This window comes from Paraburkholderia sp. CNPSo 3281, from assembly GCF_024206515.1.
In the GTDB taxonomy this organism is placed as follows: domain Bacteria; phylum Pseudomonadota; class Gammaproteobacteria; order Burkholderiales; family Burkholderiaceae; genus Paraburkholderia; species Paraburkholderia nodosa.
The window spans coordinates 65,280-88,614 of sequence record NZ_JAMBPS010000024.1 but is presented as its reverse complement, the minus strand read 5'-3'; the positions used below and the strand labels follow the sequence as shown (position 1 = coordinate 88,614).

Genomic DNA, 23,335 nt, shown 5'->3' with positions numbered 1-23,335 from the left:
CGGTGCCGGTCATTCTAAGCCAGGTCCGGGCGGCCATCGGCGACGCAGCAGTTGTCCCATTATTCGGCAAGCCGGGCGCGCGCGCCGCCAGTCTTTCAATTTCTATACGGTGTTACATGCCGAAACAACCCCTGCGTTTGCCCTACCGGCCTACCTGGCGGGCCATTTCCAGGCCGGCACCTCGAGCGTATCCGGATCGGCGAACCCGGTTGCGCCGAGGCGCCGTTCGAGCACGACCGACTGGCTGCCGGCCTCGCGCTCCAGCGCCGCCACGAGCCGAGCCGCGTGCGAGACGACGATGACCTGCGAGTGCCGCGACGCCCGCGCGATGAGCCGCGCGAGCGACGGCAGCAGGTCCGAATGCAGGCTCGTCTCGGGCTCGTCGAGCACCAGCAGGCCGGGCGGCCGCGGGCTCAGCAGCGCGGCCGCGAGCAGCAGGTAGCGCAAGGTCCCGTCCGAGAGTTCCGCGCCGCGCAGCGGCCGCAACAGCCCCTCCTGGCGCAGCGCCACCTCGAAGCGGCCTTCGTGATTCACGATTTCGACGCGCGCGCCCGGAAAGGCGTCGCCGATCGCAGTATCGAGCGCCTCGCCGTCGCCGATCTCGCGGATCGTCTGCAGCGCGGCAGCGAGGTTTGCGCCGTTGTCGGCGAGCACTGGCGAATGCGTGCCGATCTGCACCTGGCGCGCGCTCGCGTGCTCGTCGGTGCGGAAGTGGTCGTAGAAGCGCCACGAGCGAATCTGCTCGCGCACGGCGATCATTTCGGGCGCGCCACGCGGGTCGGCGTACTCGGTCATCATGCTGTCGAAGCTCGCCACGGGCTGCGCGAGTGTCGTCCACTCGCCCGAGGCGTCGCGGATGCGGATCATCGGCCCCTGGCGGTCCACGAGCAACGCCGAGGGCCGCAGGATCGGCCCGCTCCAGATGCACTCGCGCTTGATCACCGGGTCGAGCGAAAACTGCGAAGTGGACGAAGGCAGCGGTAATCCCAGATCGATCGCGTAACCGAAAGCGTCGCCCGCGAAGCCCAGGCGCAGGCTCACCGCATCCTTGCGCACCGTGCCCTGTACTGCGTATTCCCCCGCCGCGACCGCGCGCGAGAAGCGCTCCGGGCCCGCCCACAGCGTGGATTGCAGGCCGCCCTCGCGCGCCAGCGACGGAATCACGCCGCCGCGCGCGGTGAGCGCGAGCAGGCGCAACGCGCGATAGAGATTCGACTTGCCACTACCGTTCGGACCGGTCACGACGTTGAGCGCACCGAGCGGCACGATGAGCTCGCGCAGCGAGCGGTAGTTGGCGATGGCGAGTGTAGTCAGCATGGAGGTGCGCGGGGTTGCGTGGCAGTTGCGCGGCGGGTGCCTGGATCAGCCACGCATCATACGCAATCGTGCCAGCGCGCGAACCGCCTGTGCCCGGTATCGATCAGCGCGGCTGGGGCACCGCCGCGAGATCGCGCAGGAAGGTGTCTCGCCAGACGCCGAGATCGTTGCGTCTGAGCGCCTCCATGTTGGTCTGGTAGCGCGCCTGGCGCTCTTCGAGCGGCATCGAGAGCGCGCGTTCCAGCGCCTCCGACATGCCGGTCGCATCATGAGGATTCACGAGCAATGCGCCCGAGAGTTCGGCCGCCGCGCCCGCGAAGATCGACAGCACGAGCACGCCCGGATCGTTCGGATTCTGCGCGGCCACATACTCCTTGGCGACGAGGTTCATGCCGTCGTGCAGCGGCGTCACGTAGCCGATCTGCGACTCGCGAAAGAGCGACATCAGCTTCCAGCGGTCGTACTGCTGGCTCAGATAGCGGATCGGCGTGTAATCGAGGCCCGAGTAGCGGCCGTTGATGCGCCCGGCCTCGCGCTCCAGCTCCTCGCGTATCACCTTGTAGCTCGCGACATCCGAGCGTGTCGGCGGCGCGATCTGCACGAGCGTGACCTTGCCGCGCCATTCGGGCGACGTTTCCAGCAACTGCTCGAACGCATGGAAACGCTCGACGAGACCCTTCGAATAGTCGAGCCGGTCCACGCTCATGATGAGCTTGCGCCCTTCCAGACTCTGCTTGAGGTCGAGCACGTGCTGGCGGCTTTCATAACGCGCGGCCTGCTCGGCGATCTCGTCCGGAAACACGCCGATGCGATAGACCCCCGTGCGCAGCTTGCGGCCATACGCCTCGACCTCGCCGTGCTCCGGATTGCCGACGCGCTCGCTGACGTTGCCGCGCGCCTCGCGCGCGATGTAGTCGTGGAACGCCTGCTGATCGTTCTGCGTCTGGAAGCCTAGCAGGTCATAACAGCACAGCGACCTGACAAGTTCGTCGTGCGGCGGAATGGTCTGCAGCACCTGCGGCGAAGGAAACGGAATATGCAGGAAGAATCCGATGCGGTTGCGCACGCCCTCCGAGCGCAGCGCCTCGGCGAACGGAATCAGGTGATAGTCGTGGACCCAGATGTTGTCGTCCGGGTGGATCAGCTTCATGAGCTTGTGCGCGAGCCACGCGTTCACGCGGCGGTAGCCCGCATATTCGTCGCGCTCGTAGCGCGCGAGGTCGTTGCGGTAGTGGAAGACCGGCCAGAGCGTGGCGTTCGAGAATCCGCGGTAGTACTGATCGTAGTCCTTGCGCGTGAGGCCGACGGTCGCAAAGGTGACGTGGCCTTCTTCGACGAGCGTCGGCCCCGCGTTCGCCACCGTCTCGCTCACCACGTCGCCGCTCCAGCCGAACCACACGCCGCCCGCGTCCTTCAGCGCGCCGAATACGCCGACCGCGAGGCCGCCTGCCGAGCCCTTGGTCTCCGTCGGCGTCGCCACGCGGTTCGAGACGACTATCAGTCTGCCCATCTTGCTGTTCCTCCTCCTTTCCCTCACGACCGCTATCAGCGGTTATCAACGATTGTCGCGGCGGCTTTCAGTCGCCGGCTCGCGGGCGTCATTGGCTTGCGCTGCGTCCGCTCCCTTAGCCGCTTCGGACGCCGGCCGCACCGGCCGGTGCGTCTCCAGCTCCTCGCCGTCCCCCGGCACGCGCGTGCCCGTCACGGGATCCGCCTCAGTATGTGCCGCCGTGCTCGCCGCCGCCTGCCGCGCCGGGCGCCGCACGAAGGACGGCAGTTCTCCGGTGCTGCTTTCGAGCTCCGCCGAAACTTCGGCGCGCGCGCGAGGCAGGAACTGCGGATAGTGCTCGTTGACGAAATCGAGCAGCCCTTCGCGCACGCGGCAGCGCAAATCGAAGTTCAGGCCGGAGTCGCGCGAACTCACCAGCACGCGCACCTGCATCGCGCGCTCGTTGGCGTCGGTGACCTGTAAAACCTGCACGCGGCGGTCCCATTCGGGCGCGCCGTCGACGATGCGCGCGAGCGCCTCGCGCAGCGGCGCGAGCGGCATGCGGTAGTCGAGCCACAGAAACACCGTGCCGATGATCTGCGAGCTGCTGCGCGTCCAGTTCGCGAACGGATTCTCGATGAACCATTGCAGCGGCACGATGAGCCGCCGCTGGTCCCAGATCCGCACCGAAACATAGGTGCCGGTAATTTCCTCGATGCGCCCCCACTCGCCCTGGATCACGACCACGTCGTCGAGCCGGATCGGCTGCGAGAGCGCGATCTGCAAACCGGCAATCAGATTCCCTAGCACGGGGCGTGCCGCGATACCGGCAACGAGACCGGCAACACCGGCCGAAGCCAGCAGGCTCGCGCCGATCTGCCTCACGTTCGGGAAGGTCATGAGCGCCGCGCCCACGCCCACGATGATGATGAGCACCATCACCGTGCGCGCGAGCACGCGGGCCTGAGTGTGGATGCGGCGAGCCTGGAGGTTGTCGGCGGTGTCGAGCGGATGGGCGGCGATGATGGCCTCGCCGATCGCCGCCGCACAGCGCACCGAAAGCCAGGTGATCGCGCCGATCAGCGCGAACGCGCACAGCTCGCGCAGACCGCTGATGTGCCGGAGCGTATCGGGCGCCTGCCACCAGACGAATTCGATCGCGAGGATCGCGAGCACGGCGAGCGCAGGCTTGCGGATATAGCGCAGGAACACGCTGACGCGCGGATACGGGCGTGCGATGCGCAGCAAGACGCGGCCGCCGCCCCAGTGCAGGGCGAACGCGAAAACGAGCGCGAGCGCGCTCACGAGCAACGTGCCGAGCCAGTCCTGCAACGGCGCGTCGATGAAACGGGAGAGATCGTCGAGTGTCGGCATCTGCGGCCAGTTCCTCCTGAGCATCCTGAGCAAAGGGCGACGCCTGGAAACGGTACGGGCGCAGGCCCGCGGACGGCCACGGCGATGGTGACAGCTGGCCTCGCTGCGGCTTCGAAGATGAACGGCGCGGCGGTGGTCGGTGCCGCGCCGTGGTTCCAGCTATGTCTATCTACGCGCTACGGGTTACGACTTGAACCCGCCGGCTTCAACTGCCGTTGCCGGTCTTGCAGGGAAACGCCTTGCCGAGCCCGAGCGAAATGGCGGTACTGGCGTTGTAGCCGGCCACGTTCGGGTTGTCGGCGATGTACTTGCGCACCGCGTCGGTGAGTTGCGCCGAGCGCGCATCGGGCGGCAGGCAGAAGTATTGACCCACGCGCGGTCCGGTAGTGCCGCCGATGGCGTCGATGGTGTTGAAGATGCCGTCCGCGGCACCTTCGATATAGGCAGCGCACGCGCTGCGCGAAGCCACATCGGTCTTTGTGCAGAGCCGGTTGAGGTCGCTTGCCGTGAATGCGAAAGCGGAGAGCGGCAACGCCATCGCGCCCGCACAGATCAGAACCCGCAGCATGGTTCTCCTTGAGTTGTCGTAGGGAGCGGCGCATCTAGCGCCGCCGGGCGGCCGCGTTGGTCCAGTGCGGCCGTCTTTATCCCCATTATTTTGCACTGTTTTGCGGCGCTGCCGGGCTCGCCGTGGAGAGGCCAGCCTGGGTCATGCGCGCCGTGAGGTCCTTGATCGCGTCCGGCGCCTTGTACTGGCGCGCGAAATCGAGCGCCGTCATGCCGATCTGGTTCTTCGCGCCAAGCGTCGCGCCGTGCTCGAGCAGCATCTGGAGCGTCGTGAGATGATCGCCGCGCGCGGCCATCATGAGCGGCGTCGTGCCGTTGGGCGACAGCGCGTTGACGTCGGCCGAATAGCCGATCAGCAGCTTCGCGACGTCGTCGTTGCCGTTCGCGGCGGCGTAGTGCAGCGGCGTCCAGCCCTTCTTGTTGACCTCGGCACCCTTGGTGATGAGGAGCTTCACGAAGTCCACGTCGCCGTTGAGCGAGGCGAGCATCAGCGCGTTTTCGCCAGCGCGGTCTTCGGCGGCGATGTTCGTCTTCGGGTTGTCGAGCAGCAGCGCCCCGACCTTGTCGGACTTCTCGCGCGCGGCGAGCACGAGGAGCGGCATGCCCTGGTCGTCGGTGGCGTTCGGGTCCATTCCGCCCGCGAGCGCTTTTTGCACGCCCTTGTCGTCGTCGAACTTGACGCTCTTGACGAGCGAGTCCATCGGAGCGGCATGCGCCGCGGCGCCGAACAGGGTGGCGGCGACGCCGAGCACGAGCGCGGCGGCAGTACGGCGAACAGGGTTGGCGGCGTGCGGGAGCGGTTTCGAGTTCATGTCAAGCCTTAACGTTATCTGCTATCTCGTTGATATTTAACACCATTGACAGCATGCGGTTCGCGATTCAGGCCTGCGGCTGGATCTTGAAGAGCCGGAAAAAGTTCTGCGTGGTGACAGCGCCAAGTTCGGCGTCCGGCAATCCGCGTTGCTGTGCAATGAATCTTCCGACATGGCTCACGTACGCAGGTTCATTGGGTTTGCCACGAAATGGCACTGGCGCGAGGTACGGCGAATCGGTTTCGATCAAAAGGCGCTCGATCGGCACGCGACGCGACACCTCCTGCACATCGGTCGCGCTCTTGAACGTCACAATGCCCGAAAGCGAGATGTAAAAATTCTGCGCGAGCGCGCGCTCGGCAATCGCCCACGGTTCCGTGAAGCAATGCATCACGCCGCCCGGTTCGCCCGCGCGCTCTTCTTCCATGATGCGCAGGGTGTCGTCCGAAGCGGCTCGTGTATGGACGATGAGCGGCTTACCCGTGGCGTGCGCCGCGCGAATGTGCGTGCGAAAGCGCTCGCGCTGCCATTCCATGTCGGCGATCGTGCGCTCGCCCAGGCGATAGTAATCGAGCCCCGTTTCGCCGATCGCCACCACTTTCGGGTGCTCAGCCAGCTCGACCAGCTCGGCCACCGTCGGTTCGCGCATGTGCTCGTGGTCGGGATGCACACCGACCGACGCATAGACGTTCTCGTAGCGGCTCGCGATATCGAGCACCGAAGGCAGCGTTTCGAGGTCCACCGACACGCATAGCGCGTGCGTGACGGCGTTCGCGCGCATGTTCTCGAGCACCTGCGGGAGGCGGTCGCCGAGGCCCTCGAAATTAATGTGGCAATGTGAATCGACAAACATGGGTGGTCCTGCGATGGAGGATTCGGGTCTGATCGTGGACGTCGGCGTGCACGTCAGGCGAACAGTTCACGATAGCCGAGAAAGAGTTCCTCGAACACGAGGCGCGCATTCAGCGGATGGTTTTCCACGGCGCGCTGGCGCGTGACCGTCTTCAGGTAGCGCGCCAGCGCCGCAGCGTCGAGCTTCGCGGCGCAGCGCGCGAGGCCGCCGGCGGCCTGCGGAAAGTAGCGCGGGCGGCCCGCCGTGCGCTCGGCGAGCAGATCGTAGACCCAGCGCTGCAGCCAGCCGAGCACGAGCGGCACCGGCAGCTTCTGCAGCGTTTCGCCGCAGGAGAAGGCGTCGCAGGCAGGGCCTGCCGCGAGCTGGGCCAGGGTCCAGTCGCGCAGCGTGCGGTTTTCGTCGTGCGCGAGCGCGAGCGCCGCGAGGGGCGCGCCGCCGGCTTCCGCGAGCAGCGCCGGCGCGTCGGCCACGCCCTGCTGTGCAAGCCAGGCCGCGGCGGCATCAGGCGCGGGCGTGCCCATGGGCCACTGACGGCAACGGCTGATGATGGTCGGCAGCAGGCGGTCGATGCGCGCCGACACCACGAGGAATACCACGCCCGCGGGCGGTTCTTCGAGCGTCTTCAGCAGCGCGTTCGCGGCGGCGACGTTGAGCGCCTCGGCCGGATACAGCACGACCACGCGCAGGCCGCCGCGGTGCGAGCCCACGCCCGTGAAGCCGAGCAGCGCACGCACCTGCTCGATGCGGATTTCCTTGCTTGGCGCGCGGCCCTTCTTGCCCTCTTCGCCGTCGGCCTTGTCCGCCTTTTCGGCTTTGGCGTCATCGTCGCCGGCCTGGCCGATCTCGCCCGCCAAGGCCTCGGGCACGACGATGCGGTAATCCGGATGATTGCCCTGGACGAACCAGTTGCATGCCGCACAGGCGCCGCACGGCTCGCCGCCCGCCTGCGGCGCTTCGCAGAGCAGCCCCTGCGCGAGATGCTGCGCGAACTGGAGCTTGCCGATGCCCGCCTGCCCATGCAGCAGCAGCGCATGCGGCCAGTGGCTGCGCAGTTGCTGCAGGCGTTGCCAGTCGTCGGTTTGCCAGGGATAGATCATCTTCGGAATCAATCGGTTAAGCGATCTTCAGCAGAATTCACCTGCAGATCGCGCAGCCCTATAAGAACGCCAAATATCGCCTTGAAATCAAAGCGCTGCGATCACATGCTCGAGTTTTTTGCGAATCGCATCGATGCCCTGCGACGAATCGACGATCGCGAAACGATACGGCGCCTCTTCCGCACGGCGCAGGTATTCGGTGCGCGTGCGCTTGAAGAACGCGTCGGATTCGCTTTCGAAGCGATCGGGTTCGCGCGCCGCGCCGCGCCGCTCGCTCGCCGTATCCGGCGGCAGGTCGAACAGCACCGTCAGGTCCGGCTGGAAACCGCCCTGCACCCAGCGCTCCAGCGTTTCGAGCTTGTCGCGCGGCAGCCCGCGGCCGCCGCCCTGATAGGCGAAGGTGGCGTCGCTGAAACGGTCGGACAGCACCCAGTCGCCGCGCGCGAGCGCGGGCTCGATCACCTTGGCGAGGTGCTCGCGGCGCGCCGCGAACATCAGGAGCGCCTCGGTTTCGAGGTCCATCGGTTGATGCAGCACGAGTTCCCGGATCGACTCGCCAAGCGGCGTGCCGCCGGGTTCGCGCGTCATGACGACCGTACGTCCCGTCGGCGCGAGTTTCTGGGCGAGCTGATCGCAAAACCAGGCGAGATGCGTGGTCTTGCCCGCGCCGTCGATGCCCTCGAACGTGATGAATCGGCCCCGCGCCATTTAATTTCCCCGGATGTATTTGTCGACGGCCTTGTTGTGGTCGACAAGATTGTCAGAAAAGACGCTGCTGCCGTCGCCGCGCGCCACGAAGTACAGCGCAGCCGTCGATGCCGGATTGAGCGCCGCCTGGATCGCCGCGACGCCGGGCAGTGCAATGGGCGTTGGCGGCAACCCGAGGCGCAGGTAGGTATTGTAAAGAGTGTCCGACTGCAGATCGCGCTTGCGCAAATGCCCCTCGTAGTTGTCGCCCAGACCGTAGATCACGGCCGGATCGGTCTGCAGCGGCATGCCCACTTTCAGGCGGTTCGAGAACACGGCCGCCACGAGCGAGCGGTCGGCGGCGCGGCCCGTCTCCTTTTCGACGAGCGACGCGAGCGTCAGCGCCTCGTAGGGCGATTTCAGCGGCAAGCCGGGCGCACGCGCGGTCCACGCTTCGTTCAGACGCGTCTGCATCAGGTGGTAGGCGCGCCGGTACACGTCGAGATCGCTCGAGCCCTTGTCGAACAGATAGGTGTCGGGGAAAAACAACCCTTCGCCGCTGCCGTTCGGCGCGGGCGGCGCGCCGATCGCCGCGAGCAGTTCGGCGTCGCTCATGCCGGCCGTGTCGTGGCGCAGCGCGGGGTTCGCGTCGAGTTCGGCGCGCATGTGCTTGAAGGTCCAGCCTTCGATGATGGTGGCGACGGACTCGTTCACGTCGCCGAGCGCCATCTTCTGCAGCACGTCATAGGGCGTGATGCCCGCCTTGAACTCGTAGTTGCCCGATTTGAGCTGACTCTGCAAGCCGAGCACGCGCGTCATGAGCACGAAAAGTTGCGTCTGCACAGGCACGCCGCCGCGCCGCAATTGCAGGGTGACGCTGCGCACGGTGCTGTGCGGCTTGATGGTGACGTCGAGCTGCGGGGCGGCCAGTTCGAGCGGCGTGGTGGCCCAGCGCCATACACCGCCTGCCGCGGCGGCGCCAATCACGACTAGCGCGGCGCCGGCAACAAGGCATTTCTTCAGAAGGGACATGGAAACACGACTCAGGGGGACCTCATATAATAACTGCTTGCCCTCGCTAAAGTCAGGATTGACTGTTCCCCGAATCCATGAACTCACCGCTCGATCCCGCTTCCACGCTTTCCGTTCCTGAATCCACGGCCGACTTCGACGCCGTTCTGAAAGGCGGCGCCTACGCGATCCTGCCGCAGTTCGGCGTGATCGACGCCAATGGCGACGACGCCGCGACCTTCCTGCACAGCCAGCTCACCAACGACGTCCAGCATCTCGACGTGGCCGGCGCGCGCCTCGCGGGCTACTGTTCGCCCAAGGGCCGTCTGCTCGCCTCGTTCCTGACCTGGAAGACCGGTGACACGATCCGTCTCCTGATCTCGAAGGACGTGCAGGCATCAGTGCAAAAACGCCTGTCGATGTTCGTGCTGCGCGCCAAGGCCAAGCTCGCCGACGACAGCGACAAGCTGCTCGTGGTGGGCCTCGCCGGCGACGTGCGCGGCGCGCTCGCGAGCGTGTTCGACGCGCTGCCCGACGGCGTGCACGTGAAGGTGGACGACCCCGCAGGCACGCTGATCCGCGTGCCCGATGCGGCCGGCGTGCGGCGTTATCTGTGGGTCGGCCCAAAAGAAGCGGTGCAGGAGCGCCTCGCGAAGCTCGACGGTTTGGTGAAACGCGTGTCGCCGGCGGTGTGGGACTGGCTCGACATTCGCGCGGGCGAGCCGCGCATCACGCAGGCCGTGAGCGAGCAGTTCGTGCCGCAGATGGTCAACTATGACGTGCTGGGCGGCGTGAACTTCCGCAAGGGCTGCTACCCTGGCCAGGAAATCGTCGCGCGCAGCCAGTATCGCGGCACGATCAAGCGCCGCACCGCGCTCGCCAATGTGGCCGCGAATCTGGACGCCGCGCATGCGGGCGCCGAACTCTTTCATTCGGACGACCCGAGCCAGCCGTGCGGCATGGTCGTGAACGCCGCCGCCGCGCCCGAGGGCGGTGTCGATCTGCTCGCCGAGATCAAGCTTGCCGCGCTCGAAACGGGCAGCGTGCATCTCGGCGCTGCGGACGGCCCCGCGCTGCGCGTGTTGCCGCTGCCGTACGCGTTGCCGGCCGAAATTTGACGCTGCGCACCGCGTCCATCGCGCGCGAGGCGCCTGGCGCCTCGCGTTGCGCGGGCGCGGCCCCAGACCCGACCCTGCAAGGGCCAGCTCCATGTGCCTGATCGTGTTCGACTGGCGTCCACGCGCGAGCGGCGGCACGCTTTTCACGCTCGCGGCCAACCGCGACGAGTTCCTGCGCCGCACCGCCGACCCGCTGCACTGGTGGAACGCCGCGGACGACGTCACGTCGCCGGGCAGTTCGGCAACGGGCGTGCTGGCGGGCCGCGATCTCGTGGGCGGCGGCACGTGGCTCGGCATGACGCGCAGCGGCCGCTTCGCCGCGCTCACGAACTATCGCGCGCCGAACGACATGCGCCCCGACGCGCCCACTCGCGGCACGCTCGTCTCGCGCTGGCTGACCGGTGCGCAAGGTCTCCCCGATACGCCGCTCGGCTATCTCGACGAGATCGCGCGCTCGGGCGATCTCTACAACGGCTTTAATCTGATCGTCGGCGACTGGACGCGGCGCGAGCTGGCGTGGTACTGCAATCGCGCGGACCGCGCGCCGGCCTTGCTGCCCGAAGGCACGCACGGCATTTCGAATGCCGTGCTCGACACGCCGTGGCCCAAGCTCGTACGCAAGCGCGCGGAACTCGCGCAGCTCGCGACGGGCGACGCGCAAGTCCCACTCGCGCGGCTCGTGGACATGATGCGCGACCCGCAGGTCGCGCCCGACCGCGAATTGCCCGCCACGGGCATTTCGCTCGAACGCGAACGCGCGCTTTCCGCGGCATTCATCGAAACGCCCGACTACGGGACGCGCGGCACCACGGCGCTGCGCGTCACGCTGCGCGGCACCCTGCTGGATGTGGAAGCGCTCGAGCGCAGCGACGACGACGGCGCGCATCGCGTCGTCCGCCCGGGCGCCTTCGAGCGCCACGAGACCTACACCGTCGAAAGAGGCTGAGCGCGTTTCAGTCGCCCGTGCCGAACGCCACGCGCAGCGCGTGGGCGGCCTGCTGCTGTGCGCGCCGCGCCTCGTCGAGGAACGCGCCCATCTTGATGAACTCGTGAATCACGCCGTCGTAACGCACGAGCGTGACCTCGTTGCCGGCTTCGCGCAGCTTTTGCGCATAGGCCTCGCCTTCGTCCACGAGCGGATCGAATTCGGCCACGCCGATCCATGCGGGCGCGACGCCGCGAAAATCGGGCTCGCCGCGCGTGCCGTCGAGCGGCGCGAAGCGCCAGTCGTCGCGGTCTGAGTCGTTACGCACATAGTGATTGAAGAACCACTGGATCGTCGGCGCGGTCAGCAAGTGGCCATCGGCAAGACGCTGGTGCGATTCGCTCTGCTGATGCGCGCTCACCGCCGGATAGAACCTTGCCACGGTCTGTGCGGTGCTAGCGCGCGACGCCGGTATCGCGCCGGTGCTAGCACGGGCAGCGGTTCCGCCCAATGCGGCTCGACCGGCTGATAAAGGCGCGCGCGGATCGTCGCGCCGTCCCGCATCGGCACCTGCAGGTCTTCCACGCCATGCATCGGTGCAGACGGGATTTCGAGCACCGACGCGCTCTTTTCATACTCGGCGCGCGCCTCCTGCGCCGTCTGCTCGTGGTAAGGCGCACGGCCCGCGCGGGCCACCATGTCGAGCACGAGTGCGATCTTCGCGGTGAGTGGCGTGGCGCGGATCCCGTGCGCTGCATTTATTGCGGCGCTTTCTTGACTTCAGGTTTGAGCGAAAGCGGATCGGTCGGGTTGCGCAATGTTTCGATATCCTCATGACGCAGCTTCACCGAAGCGAGAATCTGCGGATGCGTGAGGATATAGAAGCGCCCTTCCCGCACGGCGTCGAACGTCGCCTTCGCGACGTCGTCTGGCGTGAGCTTGCCGGAACGCACTGCGCGCTGCAACTGCAGATCGGCGGCTTGCTGCGAGCGCGTGGGCGGCACCTCGTTGCGCAGATCGTCGGGGCGGCTGCGCTCGGCGTTCGCAATGCCGGTCGACACGAAAGCCGGACACAGCAGCGAGCAGCTCACCTTGTCGGTCACATTCTTCAGGTCGTGATAAAGCGTTTCGGTGAGCGAGACCACAGCATGCTTCGACGCGTTGTACACGCCCATGGCGGGCGGTGAAAGCAGCCCCGCCACCGAAGCCGTGTTGACGATATGCGCGCGTTCGCCCTGCGCAAGCATGGCTGGCGTAAAGCTGCGCACGCCGTTGGCCACGCCCATCACGTTCACGCCGAACACCCAGTCCCAGTCCCGCGCACTGCTTTCCCACACGAAGCCGCCGGTGCCGACGCCCGCGTTGTTCAAGAGCAGATGGACTTTGCCATAGGTGTCGAGCGCGGCCTTCGCGAGTGCGTCGACCTGCGCGGCGTCGCGCACGTCGGTGCGTACGCCGATCGCCTGCGCGCCGCCTTCGCGCAATGCATTGACGGTTTCGTCGAGCAGCGTCTGATCGACATCGGCGAGCACGAGCTTCATGCCGAGCGCTGCGGCCTGCTGCGCGAACGCGCGGCCAAAGCCGCTTGCCGCGCCCGTGATGACGGCCACGCGGCCGTCGAACTCAAACGGTTCGGACATTGCGAATCCTGCGGTGAAGGTTGCGGTGAATACCGCGGACGGAAACGCGAAGCGCCCTTTCCGGGCGCTTGCGCTGGCCTTGAGACAGTTAGATCAGCTTGACGAGCTGCTTGCCGAAGTTCTGGCCTTTGAGCATGCCGAGGAACGCGCTGGGTGCGTTCTCGAGCCCGTCGGCCACGGTCTCGCGATAGGCAAGCTGCTGCTTCGCGACCAGCGTACCCAGCTCCGTCAGCGCCTGCGGCCACACTTCCATATGCTCGCTCACGATGAAGCCCTGCACGAGCAGGCGCTGCGTGAGCAGCAGTTGCGGATACTTGAGCGGCATCGGCTCGCCGTCGTAACCGGCGATCATCCCGCACAGCGCGATGCGGCCGAACGCGTTCATGCGCGCGAGCGTAGCGTCGAGCACCGCGCCGCCGACGTTCTCGAAGTAGCCATCCACGCCGTCCGGCGTCGCAGCCTTGAGGTCCTGATAGAGATTGCCAGCCTTGTAATCGACGCATGCGTCGAAGCCGAGCGTCTCCACGACGTAGCGGCATTTTTCCGTGCCGCCCGCGATACCCACCGCGCGGCAGCCCGCGCGCTTCGCAAGCTGGCCGACCACGCTGCCCACCGCGCCACTCGCCGCGCTCACGACGACGGTTTGCCCTGCCTTCGGCTCGATGATGCGATTCAGGCCGTACCACCCGGTCACGCCCGGCATGCCCACCGGCCCGAGGTACGCGGAAAGCGGCACATGCGTCGTGTCGACGACATGCAGGTCACTGCCGTCCGAGGTGCCGAACTCCTGCCAGCCGAACATGCCCACGACCTTGTCGCCGACCTTGAACTTCGCGTTGCGCGACTCAACCACCTCGCCCACCGTGCCGCCGATCATCACCGAGTCGAGCGGCTGCGGCGCCGCATACGACTTGCTGTCGTTCATCCGCCCGCGCATGTACGGATCGAGCGAGAGGTAGTGGTTGCGCACGCGCAGCTGGCCCTCTTCGAGCGGTGCGAGCGGCGTTTTGACGAGGCGGAAGTTATCGACGCTCGCGGCGCCTTCCGGGCGCGAAGCGAGCAGGATCTGGCGATTGGTCTGGGTCATGGCGTCCGTGTTGCTTCATTGGGCGCGGCGAGGCGTTGCACGCCTGCCGCGCGAGAGAACAGCAACCGGGCGCGCACGAGCAAAGCCCTCGCACGCGCCCGATTGCGCGTTTTAACCGTCGCTCGGTCCCGGCCGCGCGCTGGGGTCGCTGCGCAGACGCTGACGTGTCACGTCGCGGCCCACTGCAAGCCGGCGCATGTACTTGAAGGTGCCGAGCGCCTTGGCGACGAAATGGCCTTCGCTGTCGCGAATCTCGCCTTCGCAATAGGCCATCGTGGTGGAACGGTGCAGCACGCGGCCGGTGGCGCGCAATTCGCCGCGCCCCGGCTGCATGAAGTTCACTTTCATTTCGACGGTGACGACGCCCACGCCGTCGGCGGCGACGCTGCGCGCCGCCATGGCGAGCGCGATGTCGGCGAGCGTCATCGTGACGCCGCCGTGCGCGACGTCCCACGTATTCAGATGCCGCTCGGCGAGCGGCAGCACGACTTCGCTCGCGCCGTCACGCGCGCTCACGAGTTGCGCGCCGAGATGCTCGACGAAGGGACTCTCGATGATCGTGAGCGATGGTTGCGCTTGTTGAGCGTCTTCGCCTTTTGGCGCGCCGCCGCCCTGGGATTGATCTGAGGTACCGGTCATGATGCGTTTCAGACCACGTAATCCACGCACTGGCGCGACTCGACCACGAGCTTCGCGAACTGCTTCACGACGAGATGCTCGGGATGGTCCTGATAGCCGTCGAGCGCGGCCTGATCGGCGAAGTCGGAAACGAGCACGAGGTCGAACGTGGAAGCGAGGCCCGGGCCGGCCACGCCGACTTCGAGGTGCAGCGTGCCCGGCACGAGATCGCGGCAGGCTTCGAGCAGCGCCTTGAACTTCACGACGTTCTCGGCACGCGTCGCGCCTTCTGCCGACTCCTTGAGCTTCCACATCACGATATGACGAATCACGAACTCACCTCTTTCAGTCTGCATGGGAACAGGCGCCGCACCGTGCGCGCGCCGACAGCCGTCATGATACCCGCAGCGACTCGAGCGCGAGGGCGGCCCGGCGGGCGTATAGCAGCGGGAAAGCGATGAAATCGCGAGTGCGGCAGCGGGCATGTCCACTGCCGCGCCCCGGCGTCAGACGACTTCGAAGAGGCCGGCAGCGCCCTGCCCGCCGCCGATGCACATCGTCACCACGACGAACTTCGCACCGCGGCGCTTGCCTTCGATGAGCGCGTGGCCCGTGAGGCGAGCGCCCGACACGCCATACGGGTGACCGACGGCAATCGCGCCGCCGTTCACGTTCAGGCGGTCGGCCGGAATGCCGAGCTTGTCGCGGCAATACAGCACCTGCACCGCGAACGCTTCGTTCAGCTCCCACAGGCCGATGTCCTCGACCTTCAGGCCCGTCTGCCTGAGCAGCTTGGGCACGGCGAACACAGGACCGATGCCCATCTCGTCCGGCTCGCAGCCCGCCACGGCGAAGCCGCGGAAAATGCCGAGCGGCTGCAGGCCTTCGCGCTCCGCGACTTTCGCGTTCATGACGACGCAGGCGCTCGCACCGTCCGAGAACTGGCTCGCGTTACCGGCCGTGATGACGCCGCCCGGCATCGCCGTGCGGATCTTCGCAACGCCTTCGAGCGTGGTGTCGGCGCGAATGCCTTCGTCGGCTGCGATCGTCACTTCCTTCGTGACGAGCTGCCCCGTCGCCTTGTCGGCAACCCCGGCGAGCACCGTCATCGGCACGATTTCGTCGTTGAAGAGACCCGCTGCCTGCGCGGCCGCCGCGCGCAACTGCGACTGCACGCCGTACTCGTCCTGGCGCTCCTTCGAGATTTCATAGCGCTTCGCGACCGTCTCGGCCGTTTGCAGCATGCTCCAGTAGATTTCGGGCTTGTGCTGGTTGAGCCAGCCTTCGGCCACCATGTGGCGGTTCATCTCGTTCTGCACGCACGAGATCGATTCCACCCCGCCCGCGACGAACACGTCGCCTTCGCCCGCGATCACGCGTTGCGCAGCGAGTGCGATCGTCTGGAGTCCGGATGAACAGAAGCGGTTCACGGTCATGCCCGGCACGCTCACGGGCAGGCCCGCGCGCAGCGCGATCTGGCGCGCGATATTCGCGCCCGTGGCGCCTTCGGGGTTCGCGCAGCCCATGATCACGTCTTCCACGCGCGCGGGGTCGATCTTCGCGCGCTCGACGGCGGCTTGCGTCACGTGCCCGCCGAGCGTGGCGCCGTGCGTCATGTTGAAGGCGCCCTTCCAGGATTTGGCGAGGCCCGTGCGGGCGGTCGATACGATTACGGCGTCAGTCATGCGATGTCTCCCACTACGAATATTGAATCCAGAGGATGTCTTTGATTGGACGTTCAGGCGGACAATGCCAGCACCTCGGCCGATTGCGCGCGCTTCACACCGGCGGCAAGCAACTGCTGCCACGCGGCGGCAAGCGAGCCGTTCAGGTCGATGGCGCGCGAGGCGTCTTCGATCAGCACGGTTTCGAAGCCCGCGGCGCGCGCGTCGAGCGCCGACCACGCCACGCAATAGTCGGTCGCGAGGCCGCAGCAGTACACGCGCTTCACGCCCACGTCGCGCAGATAACCCGCGAGGCCCGTGGGCGTCTTGCGGTCGGCTTCGAGAAACGCGGAGTAGCTGTCCACGTCGGCGTGATGACCCTTGCGGATCACCGCGCGCGCGTGCGGCACGTTCAGGTCGCGATGCAGCGCAGCCCCTTCGGTGCCCTGCACGCAATGCACGGGCCATAACACCTGCTCGCCGTAGGGCAGCGCCGTCGTCTCGAACGGCGCGCGTCCCGCGTGGTTGGCCGCAAACGAAACGTGCTGCGCCGGGTGCCAGTCCTGCGTGAGCACCACCTGGCTGAAGCCCTGCGCGAGCCGGTTCGCGACCGGCACGACTTCATCGCCATGCGCGACGGCAAGCGCGCCGCCGGGCATGAAGTCGTATTGCAGGTCGATCAGCAGGAGCACGTCGTCTGCGCTTCTCATGATGTTCGTTCGCCTGTTCGTCCGCTTTTGCGTCCGTGAATGATGCTTAGTTAAACGTACCGCCCGTGGCAGCCAGATCGACGATCGAAGGCGCGACTTCCCACGCCTCGCCATTGCGCTGCTGCGCGTAGCGGCGCATGGCGCGCTCGACGTTGTAGAGGCCGACCGTGTCGGCATACAGCATCGGGCCGCCGCGCCACAGCGGGAAGCCGTAGCCCGTGAGATAGACCATGTCGACGTCCGACGCCTTCGAAGCGATGCCCTCCTGGAGAATCTTCGCGCCTTCGTTGACAAGCGAGAACACGAGACGCTCGACGATTTCCTCGTCGCTGATCTTGCGGCGCTCCACACCGGCTTCCTTCGAGTACGCCGCGATCATCTCGTCGACGAGTTTCGACGGCAGCGCGTTGCGCTCACCCGCCTTGTAGTCGTACCAGCCCGCGCCGGTCTTCTGCCCGAAGCGGCCGGTCTCGCACAGACGGTCGGCGATCTTCGAGTACTTCATGTCCGGGTGTTCCTGATAACGGCGCTTGCGAATAGCCCAGCCAATATCGTTGCCGGCCAGGTCGCTCATGCGGAACGGACCCATCGCGAAGCCGAACTTCTCGATCGCCCGGTCCACTTGCGCGGGCAGCGCGCCCTCTTCGAGCAGGTAGAGCGCCTGACGCACGTACTGTTCGATCATGCGGTTGCCAATGAAGCCGTCGCACACGCCCGAAACCACGGCCGTCTTGCGGATCTTCTTCGCGACCTGCATGACGGTGGCGAGCACGTCCTTGCCCGTTTCCTTGCCGCGCACGACTTCGAGCAGCTTCATTACATTGGCAGGACTGAAGAAGTGCAGACCCACCACGTCCTGCGGACGCTTCGTGAACGCCGCGATCTTGTCGACGTCGAGCGTCGAGGTGTTCGAGGCGAGGATCGCGCCAGTCTTGGCGACTTCGTCGAGGCGCTTGAACACCTGCTCCTTCACGCCGAGTTCTTCGAACACGGCTTCGATGATGAGATCGGCTTGCTTGAGGTCGTCGTAGGAGAGCGTCGGGCTGATGAGCGCCATGCGCGCTTCCACCTTCTCCTGCGTGAGCTTGCCCTTCTTGACCTGCGCTTCGTAGTTCTTGCGGATCGTGGCGAGGCCGCGATCGAGCGCTTCCTGCTTCGTTTCCAGCAGCGTGACCGGCACGCCCGCGTTGAGGAAGTTCATCGTGATGCCGCCGCCCATCGTACCCGCGCCGATCACCGCGACCTTCTGGATGTCGCGCGTGGGCGTGCTCGACGGCACATCGGGAATCTTGCTCGCGGCGCGCTCGCCGAAGAACGCGTGGCGCAGCGCGCGGCTTTCCGGCGTCTGCACGAGTTCGAGGAAGCATTCGCGCTCAAAGGCGAGGCCCTTTTCGAAGCCCTGCTTCACACCCGCCGCAATGGCGTCGACGCACTTGACCGGCGCGGGGTAGTTCTTCGCTATCGCGCCAACGGAGTTGCGCGAGAACTGCAGGAAGCCTTCGGCGTTCGCATGTTCGATTTTGCGGTTGCGTACGAGCGGATGCGGGCCCGGTTTGTCGGCCGCCTTGCGCGCGAATGCGATCGCCTCGTCGAGCAGATCGCCTTGCGTCACGGCGTCGAAGAGCCCCGAATTCGCGAGCTTTTCGCTCATCACCGGCGCGCCCGTGACGATCATGTTGAGCGCGGCTTCAAGGCCGATCGCACGCGGCAGACGCTGCGTGCCGCCCGCACCCGGCAGAATGCCGAGCTTCACTTCGGGCAGCGCGATCTGCGCGCCGGCAGCGGCGACCCGGTAGTGCGCGCCGAGCGCCAGTTCGAGACCGCCGCCCATGGCCACGCTGTGGATCGCGGCCACGACCGGCTTCGCGCTCTTTTCGACTTCCTTGATGACGGTGTGGAGCGTGGGCTGCTGCATCGCCTTGGGCGTGTTGAACTCGGTGATGTCCGCGCCGCCCGAGAACGCCTTGCCGGCGCCGGTGATCACGATGGCCGCAACGGCCGGATCGCTCGCGGCGCGCGCGAGGCCCTCGACAATGCCTGCGCGGGTCGAATGCCCGAGGCCGTTGACGGGCGGATTATTGAGCGTGATGACGGCGATGCCGTCGCGAGTCGTGTAGTCCACTGCCATTTGCCTGCCTCCATGCTTGCGGGCCGCGATGTGCGTCGTCGGCATCATTGTCCGACATTCCCGGTCAGCAGGCAGAATACCCAAAAAAGAACGTTCGTTCAATTTTTTGCTGCGCTGCGGACGCCAGGGTTTGTACTGAACGTACGAATCTGGCGGGTCGGCGGGCAAAAGTCGGAAGAAAAAAAACGCAGCCAGATGGCTGCGCCGGAGAACCTTGCGCGGCTGCGCGGGTGGCTCGGGGCGGCCTACCCGGGCTTCGCGGCGTCTTGCGCCGGGTCGAACGGACACCCCTCCACCGCGAGCGCAGTCGGCAGCACGTATGCGCGGAACTGCTCGCGCAGCTTGAGCTTTTGCAGCTTGCCCGTTGCCGTGTGCGGCAATTCGTCGACGAACACGGCGTCGTCGGGCAGCCACCATTTCGCGATCTTGCCTTCGAAGTACGCGAGCAGTTCTTCACGCGTGACCGCGGCGCCGGGCTTCTTGACCGCGACGATGAGCGGCCGCTCGGTCCAGCGCGGGTGCGCGCAGGCAATGCACGCGGCCTCCGCGATGGCCGGATGCGCCACTGCGATGTTTTCCAGGTCGATCGAACTGATCCACTCGCCGCCCGACTTGATCACGTCCTTGCTGCGGTCGGTGATGTGCAGGAAGCCGTCGGGGTCGATCGTGGCGACGTCGCCCGTGGGGAACCAGCCGTCCACGAGCGGCGAGCCGCTTTCCTGGCGGAAATAACGGTCGATCACCCACGGCCCGCGCACGTGCAGGTCGCCGAACGTCACGCCATCCCACGGCAATTCCCGCCCGTCTTCGCCCACGATCTTCATGTCCACGCCGAAGATTACGCGACCCTGCTTTTCGAGCAGCGCCTGCTGCGCTTCGCGCGGGCGCTCCGCCTGCTCCCAGTTAAGCCTCGAGAGCGTGCCGAGCGGCGACATCTCCGTCATGCCCCACGCGTGGATGGTCTGCACGCCGTAGTCGTCTTCGAAGGCGCGTTGTATCGCCGGTGGGCAGGCCGAGCCGCCGACCACCGTGCGCTGGAGCGTGGTAAAACGCACGCCGGCTCCGCGCACATACGCCAGCAAGCCGAGCCAGACCGTGGGCACGCCGGCCGAGGCGGTTACGCTTTCCGCTTCCATGAGTTCGTAGAGCGACTTGCCGTCGAGATCCTTGCCGGGCAGGACGAGCTTCGCGCCCGTGAGCGGCGCCGCATGCGGAATGCCCCATGCGTTCACATGGAACATCGGCACGACCGGCATAATGGCATCGCGCGCGCAAAGCCCCATTGCGTCGGGCAGCGACGCGCCATACGCATGCAGCACGGAAGAGCGGTGCGTGTAGAGCGCGCCTTTCGGATTGCCCGTGGTGCCGGACGTGTAGCAAAGGTTCGAGGCGCTGCGCTCGTCGAGTTCGGGCCACACGTAGTTGCCGTCCTGCGCGGCGAGCAGCGTTTCGTAGCAGAGCACTTCCGTGCGCATTGCCGGCCGGTGCGACTCGTCGCACAGCGCGACCCAGCCGCGCACATTCGGGCATTGCGGTGCGAGCGTGTCGACGAGCGCGGCGAACGTGGTGTCGAACAGCACGTAGCGGTCGTCGGCGTGATTGACGATCCACGCGACCTGCTCGGGAAAGAGCCGCGGATTGACGGTGTGGCACACGGCGCCGAAGCCCGTCACGCCGAAATAGGCTTCGAGGTGCCGGTAGCCGTTCCAGGCCAGCGTGCCGACGCGCTCGCCCGGCGCCACGCCCAGCGCCATCAGCGCCTGGGCAAGCTGCTTCGAGCGCGCTTCGCACTCGCGGTACGTGTAACGATGAATATCGCCCTCGACGCGGCGCGAGACGATCTGCGCGCTGCCATGATGGCGCGCCGCATGCGCGATCAACGACGGGAGCGTGAGCGGCACATCCATCATCTGTCCCAGCAGCGGCGCACTCATCGGTAGCGGTCTCCTTCGCGTTTGATCGGCGTTCGGTGTCGTTGTCTTTCGCGTACTACGTTCTCGTCTGTCGCTGGCGCGCCGGCAAGCTTCGAACGCGCCCCAGCACGCCGGCGGGTGCGGACTTACAATATCCAGTATTCAACAGGCCCTCAATATGTCGTTTTCACCAGGCACTCCCGACTCCCAAGGCGGCTCGTCCGCTACGCACACGCCCGCCACCGGTCCGCTCGCCGACTTCGAACGCGCATTGATCGTGCCGCGCGACGACGCCTTCGCCGCACTCGGCGCCCGCTTTTACACGCGGCTGCCCGGCGCGCCGCTGCCTGCGCCTTACGTTGTCGGCTTTTCGAAGGCCATGGCCGCGCAACTCGGCCTCGATGCATCGGCTGTTGCCGATCCCGCGTTCGCCGCGTTCTTCTGCGGGAATTTCACGCGCGAGCGCTCGCCTTCGACCATGTCGCACGCAACGGTCTACTCCGGCCACCAGTTCGGCGTATGGGCGGGCCAGCTCGGCGACGGCCGCGCGCTCACGCTCGGCGAGGTCGAGCACGAGGGCACGCGCAACGAGATTCAGCTCAAAGGCGCGGGCCGCACGCCCTACTCGCGCATGGGCGACGGCCGCGCGGTGCTGCGCTCGTCGGTCCGCGAATTTCTGTGCTCGGAGGCCATGCACTATCTCGGCATACCGACCACGCGCGCGCTCACGGTGATCGGCTCCGACCAGCCCGTGCGCCGCGAAGACATGGAAACGGCTGCGGTCGTCACGCGCGTGTCGCCGAGCTTCGTGCGCTTCGGCCACTTCGAGCACTTCTATTCCCACGACGATGTGGACGCGCTGCGCGCGCTCGCCGACCACTTGATCGCGCGCTTCTATCCGCAACTGCGCGAAGCCGACGACCCGTACCTCGCCCTGCTCGACGAAGCGGTGCGCAGCACGGCGGCGCTGATGGTCGAGTGGCAGGCCGTGGGCTTCTGCCACGGCGTGATGAACACCGACAACATGTCGATCCTCGGCCTCACGATCGACTACGGTCCGTTCGGCTTCATGGACGGCTTCGACGCCAACCACATCTGCAATCATTCGGATTCGCAGGGCCGCTACGCGTACCGCATGCAGCCGCAGATCGCGTACTGGAATCTCTTCTGCCTCGCGCAGGCGCTCGTGCCGCTGTTCGGCGCGCACTACGAGATCGCCGACGAAAAGAAGCGCGGCGAACGCGTGGTGGCCGACGCGCAAGGTGTGCTCGAACGCTTCAAGGGGCACTTCGCGCCCGCGCTCGAAGCGCGCATGCGCGCGAAGCTCGGCCTCGAACACGAGCGCGAAGGCGACGACGCGCTCGCGAACAAGCTGTTCGAAATCATGCATGCGAACCGTGCCGATTTCACGCTCACATATCGCCATCTCGCGGGCGTCTCGAAGCATGACGCGAGCGGCGACACGCCGGTGCGCGATCTCTTTCTCGATCGCGCCGCCTTCGACGCCTGGGCCGCCGACTACCGCGCGCGCCTCGCGCACGAAACACGCGACGACGCCGCGCGCGCAGCAGCGATGAACCGCACCAATCCGAAATACGTGCTGCGCAATCACCTTGCGCAAACGGCGATCGAGCGCGCCGCGCAAAAGGACTTCAGCGAAGTCGAGCGGCTCGCCAAGGTGCTGGAGCGGCCATTCGACGAGCAGCCCGAAAACGCGTCGTACGCAGGGCTGCCGCCCGACTGGGCGAGTTCGCTCGAAGTCAGTTGCTCTTCGTGAGCGCGCCCCCATCTACGTGATCCTTGTTTCCTACCCGACAGGAACCCAACATGAGCCAGGACGACCATAACTCCACCGCCTACCCGGGCTACAAAGCCGACGAGCAATGGCGGGAGCAGCTCGACGACGCGCAGTATCAGGTCACGCGCCACGCCGCGACCGAGCGCGCGTTCACGGGCAAGTACTGGGACCACTTCGATCGGGGCGTCTATGACTGTGTGTGTTGCGGCACGCCGCTCTTCGAGTCCGACACGAAATTCGACGCCGGCTGTGGCTGGCCGAGCTACTTCCGCCCGATCAACGGCGAGGTGATCGAGGAGAAAACCGACCGCACGCACGGCATGTTGCGCATCGAGGTGCGCTGCAAGAACTGCGGCGCGCACCTCGGCCACGTGTTCGAGGATGGTCCGGCCCCGACGGGCCTTCGGTATTGCATCAATTCGGCTGCGCTACAATTCGAGCCCAAGTGAACGTTGGCAAGGCAGCCCCGCGCCCCGCGCGGGGCGCAATGCGGCCTTGACAGCGTCGTGCCCGCTTTTGCCGGGCTC

21 protein-coding genes and 1 pseudogene are annotated in these 23,335 nt (G+C 66.5%); 4 read left to right on the top strand and 18 right to left on the bottom strand.

Features of this window, described 5'->3' with window-relative positions:
• Positions 1 to 150: 150 nt before the first annotated feature.
• The 9 genes from M3I56_RS22635 to mltG all read right to left on the bottom strand — a co-directional run bounded on the left by M3I56_RS22635 (position 151) and on the right by mltG (position 9,228).
• Positions 151 to 1,317 carry an AAA family ATPase gene (locus tag M3I56_RS22635; RefSeq protein ID WP_254355894.1) on the bottom strand — a complete coding sequence of 389 codons (1,167 nt, stop codon included), beginning with the start codon at positions 1,315 to 1,317 and terminating at the stop codon, positions 151 to 153.
• A gap of 103 nt (positions 1,318 to 1,420) precedes the next feature.
• On the bottom strand, positions 1,421 to 2,827 hold the full coding sequence (otsA, locus tag M3I56_RS22630; RefSeq protein WP_254355893.1) for an alpha,alpha-trehalose-phosphate synthase (UDP-forming): 1,407 nt from the start codon (positions 2,825 to 2,827) through the stop codon (positions 1,421 to 1,423).
• A 45-nt stretch (positions 2,828 to 2,872) separates the two neighbouring features.
• Entirely contained in the window at positions 2,873 to 4,180 is a 1,308-nt protein-coding gene (locus M3I56_RS22625; protein WP_254355892.1) for a mechanosensitive ion channel family protein, read from the bottom strand.
• 205 nt (positions 4,181 to 4,385) lie between these two features.
• The gene (locus M3I56_RS22620) at positions 4,386 to 4,748 is read right to left on the bottom strand and encodes a Rap1a/Tai family immunity protein (RefSeq protein WP_028207010.1); all 363 of its coding nucleotides are present in this window, start codon (positions 4,746 to 4,748) and stop codon (positions 4,386 to 4,388) included.
• Positions 4,749 to 4,833: 85 nt separating this feature from the next.
• Positions 4,834 to 5,559, bottom strand: coding sequence for an ankyrin repeat domain-containing protein (locus tag M3I56_RS22615; RefSeq protein WP_051481823.1), 726 nt, complete (start codon positions 5,557 to 5,559; stop codon positions 4,834 to 4,836).
• Positions 5,560 to 5,626: 67 nt separating this feature from the next.
• A complete protein-coding gene (locus M3I56_RS22610) occupies positions 5,627 to 6,412 on the bottom strand; it encodes a TatD family hydrolase (RefSeq protein ID WP_028207009.1) in 786 nt (261 codons plus the stop codon).
• A 53-nt stretch (positions 6,413 to 6,465) separates the two neighbouring features.
• Positions 6,466 to 7,509 (bottom strand): DNA polymerase III subunit delta', encoded by a 1,044-nt coding sequence (locus M3I56_RS22605; RefSeq protein ID WP_254355891.1) that lies wholly within the window; start codon positions 7,507 to 7,509, stop codon positions 6,466 to 6,468.
• Between the two features lie 87 nt (positions 7,510 to 7,596).
• Positions 7,597 to 8,217 carry a dTMP kinase gene (gene tmk, locus M3I56_RS22600; RefSeq protein ID WP_028207007.1) on the bottom strand — a complete coding sequence of 207 codons (621 nt, stop codon included), beginning with the start codon at positions 8,215 to 8,217 and terminating at the stop codon, positions 7,597 to 7,599.
• On the bottom strand, positions 8,218 to 9,228 hold the full coding sequence (gene mltG / locus M3I56_RS22595) for an endolytic transglycosylase MltG (RefSeq protein ID WP_254355890.1): 1,011 nt from the start codon (positions 9,226 to 9,228) through the stop codon (positions 8,218 to 8,220).
• Between the two features lie 77 nt (positions 9,229 to 9,305).
• Between mltG and M3I56_RS22590 the strand changes: the two genes are divergently transcribed.
• Together M3I56_RS22590 and M3I56_RS22585 are read left to right on the top strand one after the other, a co-directional pair.
• A complete protein-coding gene (locus M3I56_RS22590; protein WP_254355889.1) occupies positions 9,306 to 10,325 on the top strand; it encodes a folate-binding protein YgfZ in 1,020 nt (339 codons plus the stop codon).
• A 91-nt stretch (positions 10,326 to 10,416) separates the two neighbouring features.
• The gene (locus tag M3I56_RS22585; protein WP_254355888.1) at positions 10,417 to 11,271 is read left to right on the top strand and encodes an NRDE family protein; all 855 of its coding nucleotides are present in this window, start codon (positions 10,417 to 10,419) and stop codon (positions 11,269 to 11,271) included.
• Between the two features lie 7 nt (positions 11,272 to 11,278).
• Here M3I56_RS22585 and M3I56_RS22580 read toward each other — a convergent pair.
• The 9 genes and pseudogenes from M3I56_RS22580 to M3I56_RS22540 all read right to left on the bottom strand — a co-directional run bounded on the left by M3I56_RS22580 (position 11,279) and on the right by M3I56_RS22540 (position 21,031).
• Positions 11,279 to 11,949: pseudogene (locus M3I56_RS22580) on the bottom strand (alpha/beta hydrolase fold domain-containing protein).
• A 59-nt stretch (positions 11,950 to 12,008) separates the two neighbouring features.
• A complete protein-coding gene (locus M3I56_RS22575; RefSeq protein ID WP_254355887.1) occupies positions 12,009 to 12,890 on the bottom strand; it encodes an SDR family oxidoreductase in 882 nt (293 codons plus the stop codon).
• 88 nt (positions 12,891 to 12,978) lie between these two features.
• Positions 12,979 to 13,977: an NADP-dependent oxidoreductase gene (locus M3I56_RS22570; protein WP_254355886.1), complete on the bottom strand. Its 999-nt coding sequence runs from the start codon at positions 13,975 to 13,977 to the stop codon at positions 12,979 to 12,981.
• Between the two features lie 111 nt (positions 13,978 to 14,088).
• Positions 14,089 to 14,616: a PaaI family thioesterase gene (locus M3I56_RS22565; protein ID WP_254355885.1), complete on the bottom strand. Its 528-nt coding sequence runs from the start codon at positions 14,614 to 14,616 to the stop codon at positions 14,089 to 14,091.
• A gap of 8 nt (positions 14,617 to 14,624) precedes the next feature.
• On the bottom strand, positions 14,625 to 14,927 hold the full coding sequence (locus M3I56_RS22560; protein ID WP_028206999.1) for a Dabb family protein: 303 nt from the start codon (positions 14,925 to 14,927) through the stop codon (positions 14,625 to 14,627).
• A 174-nt stretch (positions 14,928 to 15,101) separates the two neighbouring features.
• Complete coding sequence (locus M3I56_RS22555) at positions 15,102 to 16,280, bottom strand: acetyl-CoA C-acyltransferase (protein WP_254355884.1); 1,179 nt, start codon at positions 16,278 to 16,280, stop codon at positions 15,102 to 15,104.
• A 53-nt stretch (positions 16,281 to 16,333) separates the two neighbouring features.
• The gene (pncA, locus tag M3I56_RS22550) at positions 16,334 to 16,969 is read right to left on the bottom strand and encodes a bifunctional nicotinamidase/pyrazinamidase (protein WP_254355883.1); all 636 of its coding nucleotides are present in this window, start codon (positions 16,967 to 16,969) and stop codon (positions 16,334 to 16,336) included.
• A 46-nt stretch (positions 16,970 to 17,015) separates the two neighbouring features.
• A complete protein-coding gene (locus M3I56_RS22545) occupies positions 17,016 to 19,097 on the bottom strand; it encodes a 3-hydroxyacyl-CoA dehydrogenase NAD-binding domain-containing protein (RefSeq protein ID WP_254355882.1) in 2,082 nt (693 codons plus the stop codon).
• Positions 19,098 to 19,342: 245 nt separating this feature from the next.
• Complete coding sequence (locus M3I56_RS22540) at positions 19,343 to 21,031, bottom strand: 3-(methylthio)propionyl-CoA ligase (RefSeq protein WP_254355881.1); 1,689 nt, start codon at positions 21,029 to 21,031, stop codon at positions 19,343 to 19,345.
• A gap of 157 nt (positions 21,032 to 21,188) precedes the next feature.
• Between M3I56_RS22540 and M3I56_RS22535 the strand changes: the two genes are divergently transcribed.
• Both M3I56_RS22535 and msrB read left to right on the top strand, forming a co-directional pair.
• Positions 21,189 to 22,787 (top strand): YdiU family protein, encoded by a 1,599-nt coding sequence (locus M3I56_RS22535; RefSeq protein ID WP_254355880.1) that lies wholly within the window; start codon positions 21,189 to 21,191, stop codon positions 22,785 to 22,787.
• Positions 22,788 to 22,837: 50 nt separating this feature from the next.
• Complete coding sequence (gene msrB, locus M3I56_RS22530) at positions 22,838 to 23,257, top strand: peptide-methionine (R)-S-oxide reductase MsrB (protein WP_201696977.1); 420 nt, start codon at positions 22,838 to 22,840, stop codon at positions 23,255 to 23,257.
• Positions 23,258 to 23,335 lie beyond the last annotated feature (78 nt).

Coding starts and splice junctions, on each gene's coding strand:
- M3I56_RS22635 (WP_254355894.1), bottom strand. CDS start 1,317: ATGCTGACTACACTCGCCATCGCCAACTACCGCTCGCTGCGCGAGCTC.
- otsA (WP_254355893.1), bottom strand. CDS start 2,827: ATGGGCAGACTGATAGTCGTCTCGAACCGCGTGGCGACGCCGACGGAG.
- M3I56_RS22625 (WP_254355892.1), bottom strand. CDS start 4,180: ATGCCGACACTCGACGATCTCTCCCGTTTCATCGACGCGCCGTTGCAG.
- M3I56_RS22620 (WP_028207010.1), bottom strand. CDS start 4,748: ATGCTGCGGGTTCTGATCTGTGCGGGCGCGATGGCGTTGCCGCTCTCC.
- M3I56_RS22615 (WP_051481823.1), bottom strand. CDS start 5,559: ATGAACTCGAAACCGCTCCCGCACGCCGCCAACCCTGTTCGCCGTACT.
- M3I56_RS22610 (WP_028207009.1), bottom strand. CDS start 6,412: ATGTTTGTCGATTCACATTGCCACATTAATTTCGAGGGCCTCGGCGAC.
- M3I56_RS22605 (WP_254355891.1), bottom strand. CDS start 7,509: ATGATCTATCCCTGGCAAACCGACGACTGGCAACGCCTGCAGCAACTG.
- tmk (WP_028207007.1), bottom strand. CDS start 8,217: ATGGCGCGGGGCCGATTCATCACGTTCGAGGGCATCGACGGCGCGGGC.
- mltG (WP_254355890.1), bottom strand. CDS start 9,228: ATGTCCCTTCTGAAGAAATGCCTTGTTGCCGGCGCCGCGCTAGTCGTG.
- M3I56_RS22590 (WP_254355889.1), top strand. CDS start 9,306: ATGAACTCACCGCTCGATCCCGCTTCCACGCTTTCCGTTCCTGAATCC.
- M3I56_RS22585 (WP_254355888.1), top strand. CDS start 10,417: ATGTGCCTGATCGTGTTCGACTGGCGTCCACGCGCGAGCGGCGGCACG.
- M3I56_RS22575 (WP_254355887.1), bottom strand. CDS start 12,890: ATGTCCGAACCGTTTGAGTTCGACGGCCGCGTGGCCGTCATCACGGGC.
- M3I56_RS22570 (WP_254355886.1), bottom strand. CDS start 13,977: ATGACCCAGACCAATCGCCAGATCCTGCTCGCTTCGCGCCCGGAAGGC.
- M3I56_RS22565 (WP_254355885.1), bottom strand. CDS start 14,616: ATGACCGGTACCTCAGATCAATCCCAGGGCGGCGGCGCGCCAAAAGGC.
- M3I56_RS22555 (WP_254355884.1), bottom strand. CDS start 16,280: ATGACTGACGCCGTAATCGTATCGACCGCCCGCACGGGCCTCGCCAAA.
- pncA (WP_254355883.1), bottom strand. CDS start 16,969: ATGAGAAGCGCAGACGACGTGCTCCTGCTGATCGACCTGCAATACGAC.
- M3I56_RS22545 (WP_254355882.1), bottom strand. CDS start 19,097: ATGGCAGTGGACTACACGACTCGCGACGGCATCGCCGTCATCACGCTC.
- M3I56_RS22540 (WP_254355881.1), bottom strand. CDS start 21,031: ATGAGTGCGCCGCTGCTGGGACAGATGATGGATGTGCCGCTCACGCTC.
- M3I56_RS22535 (WP_254355880.1), top strand. CDS start 21,189: ATGTCGTTTTCACCAGGCACTCCCGACTCCCAAGGCGGCTCGTCCGCT.
- msrB (WP_201696977.1), top strand. CDS start 22,838: ATGAGCCAGGACGACCATAACTCCACCGCCTACCCGGGCTACAAAGCC.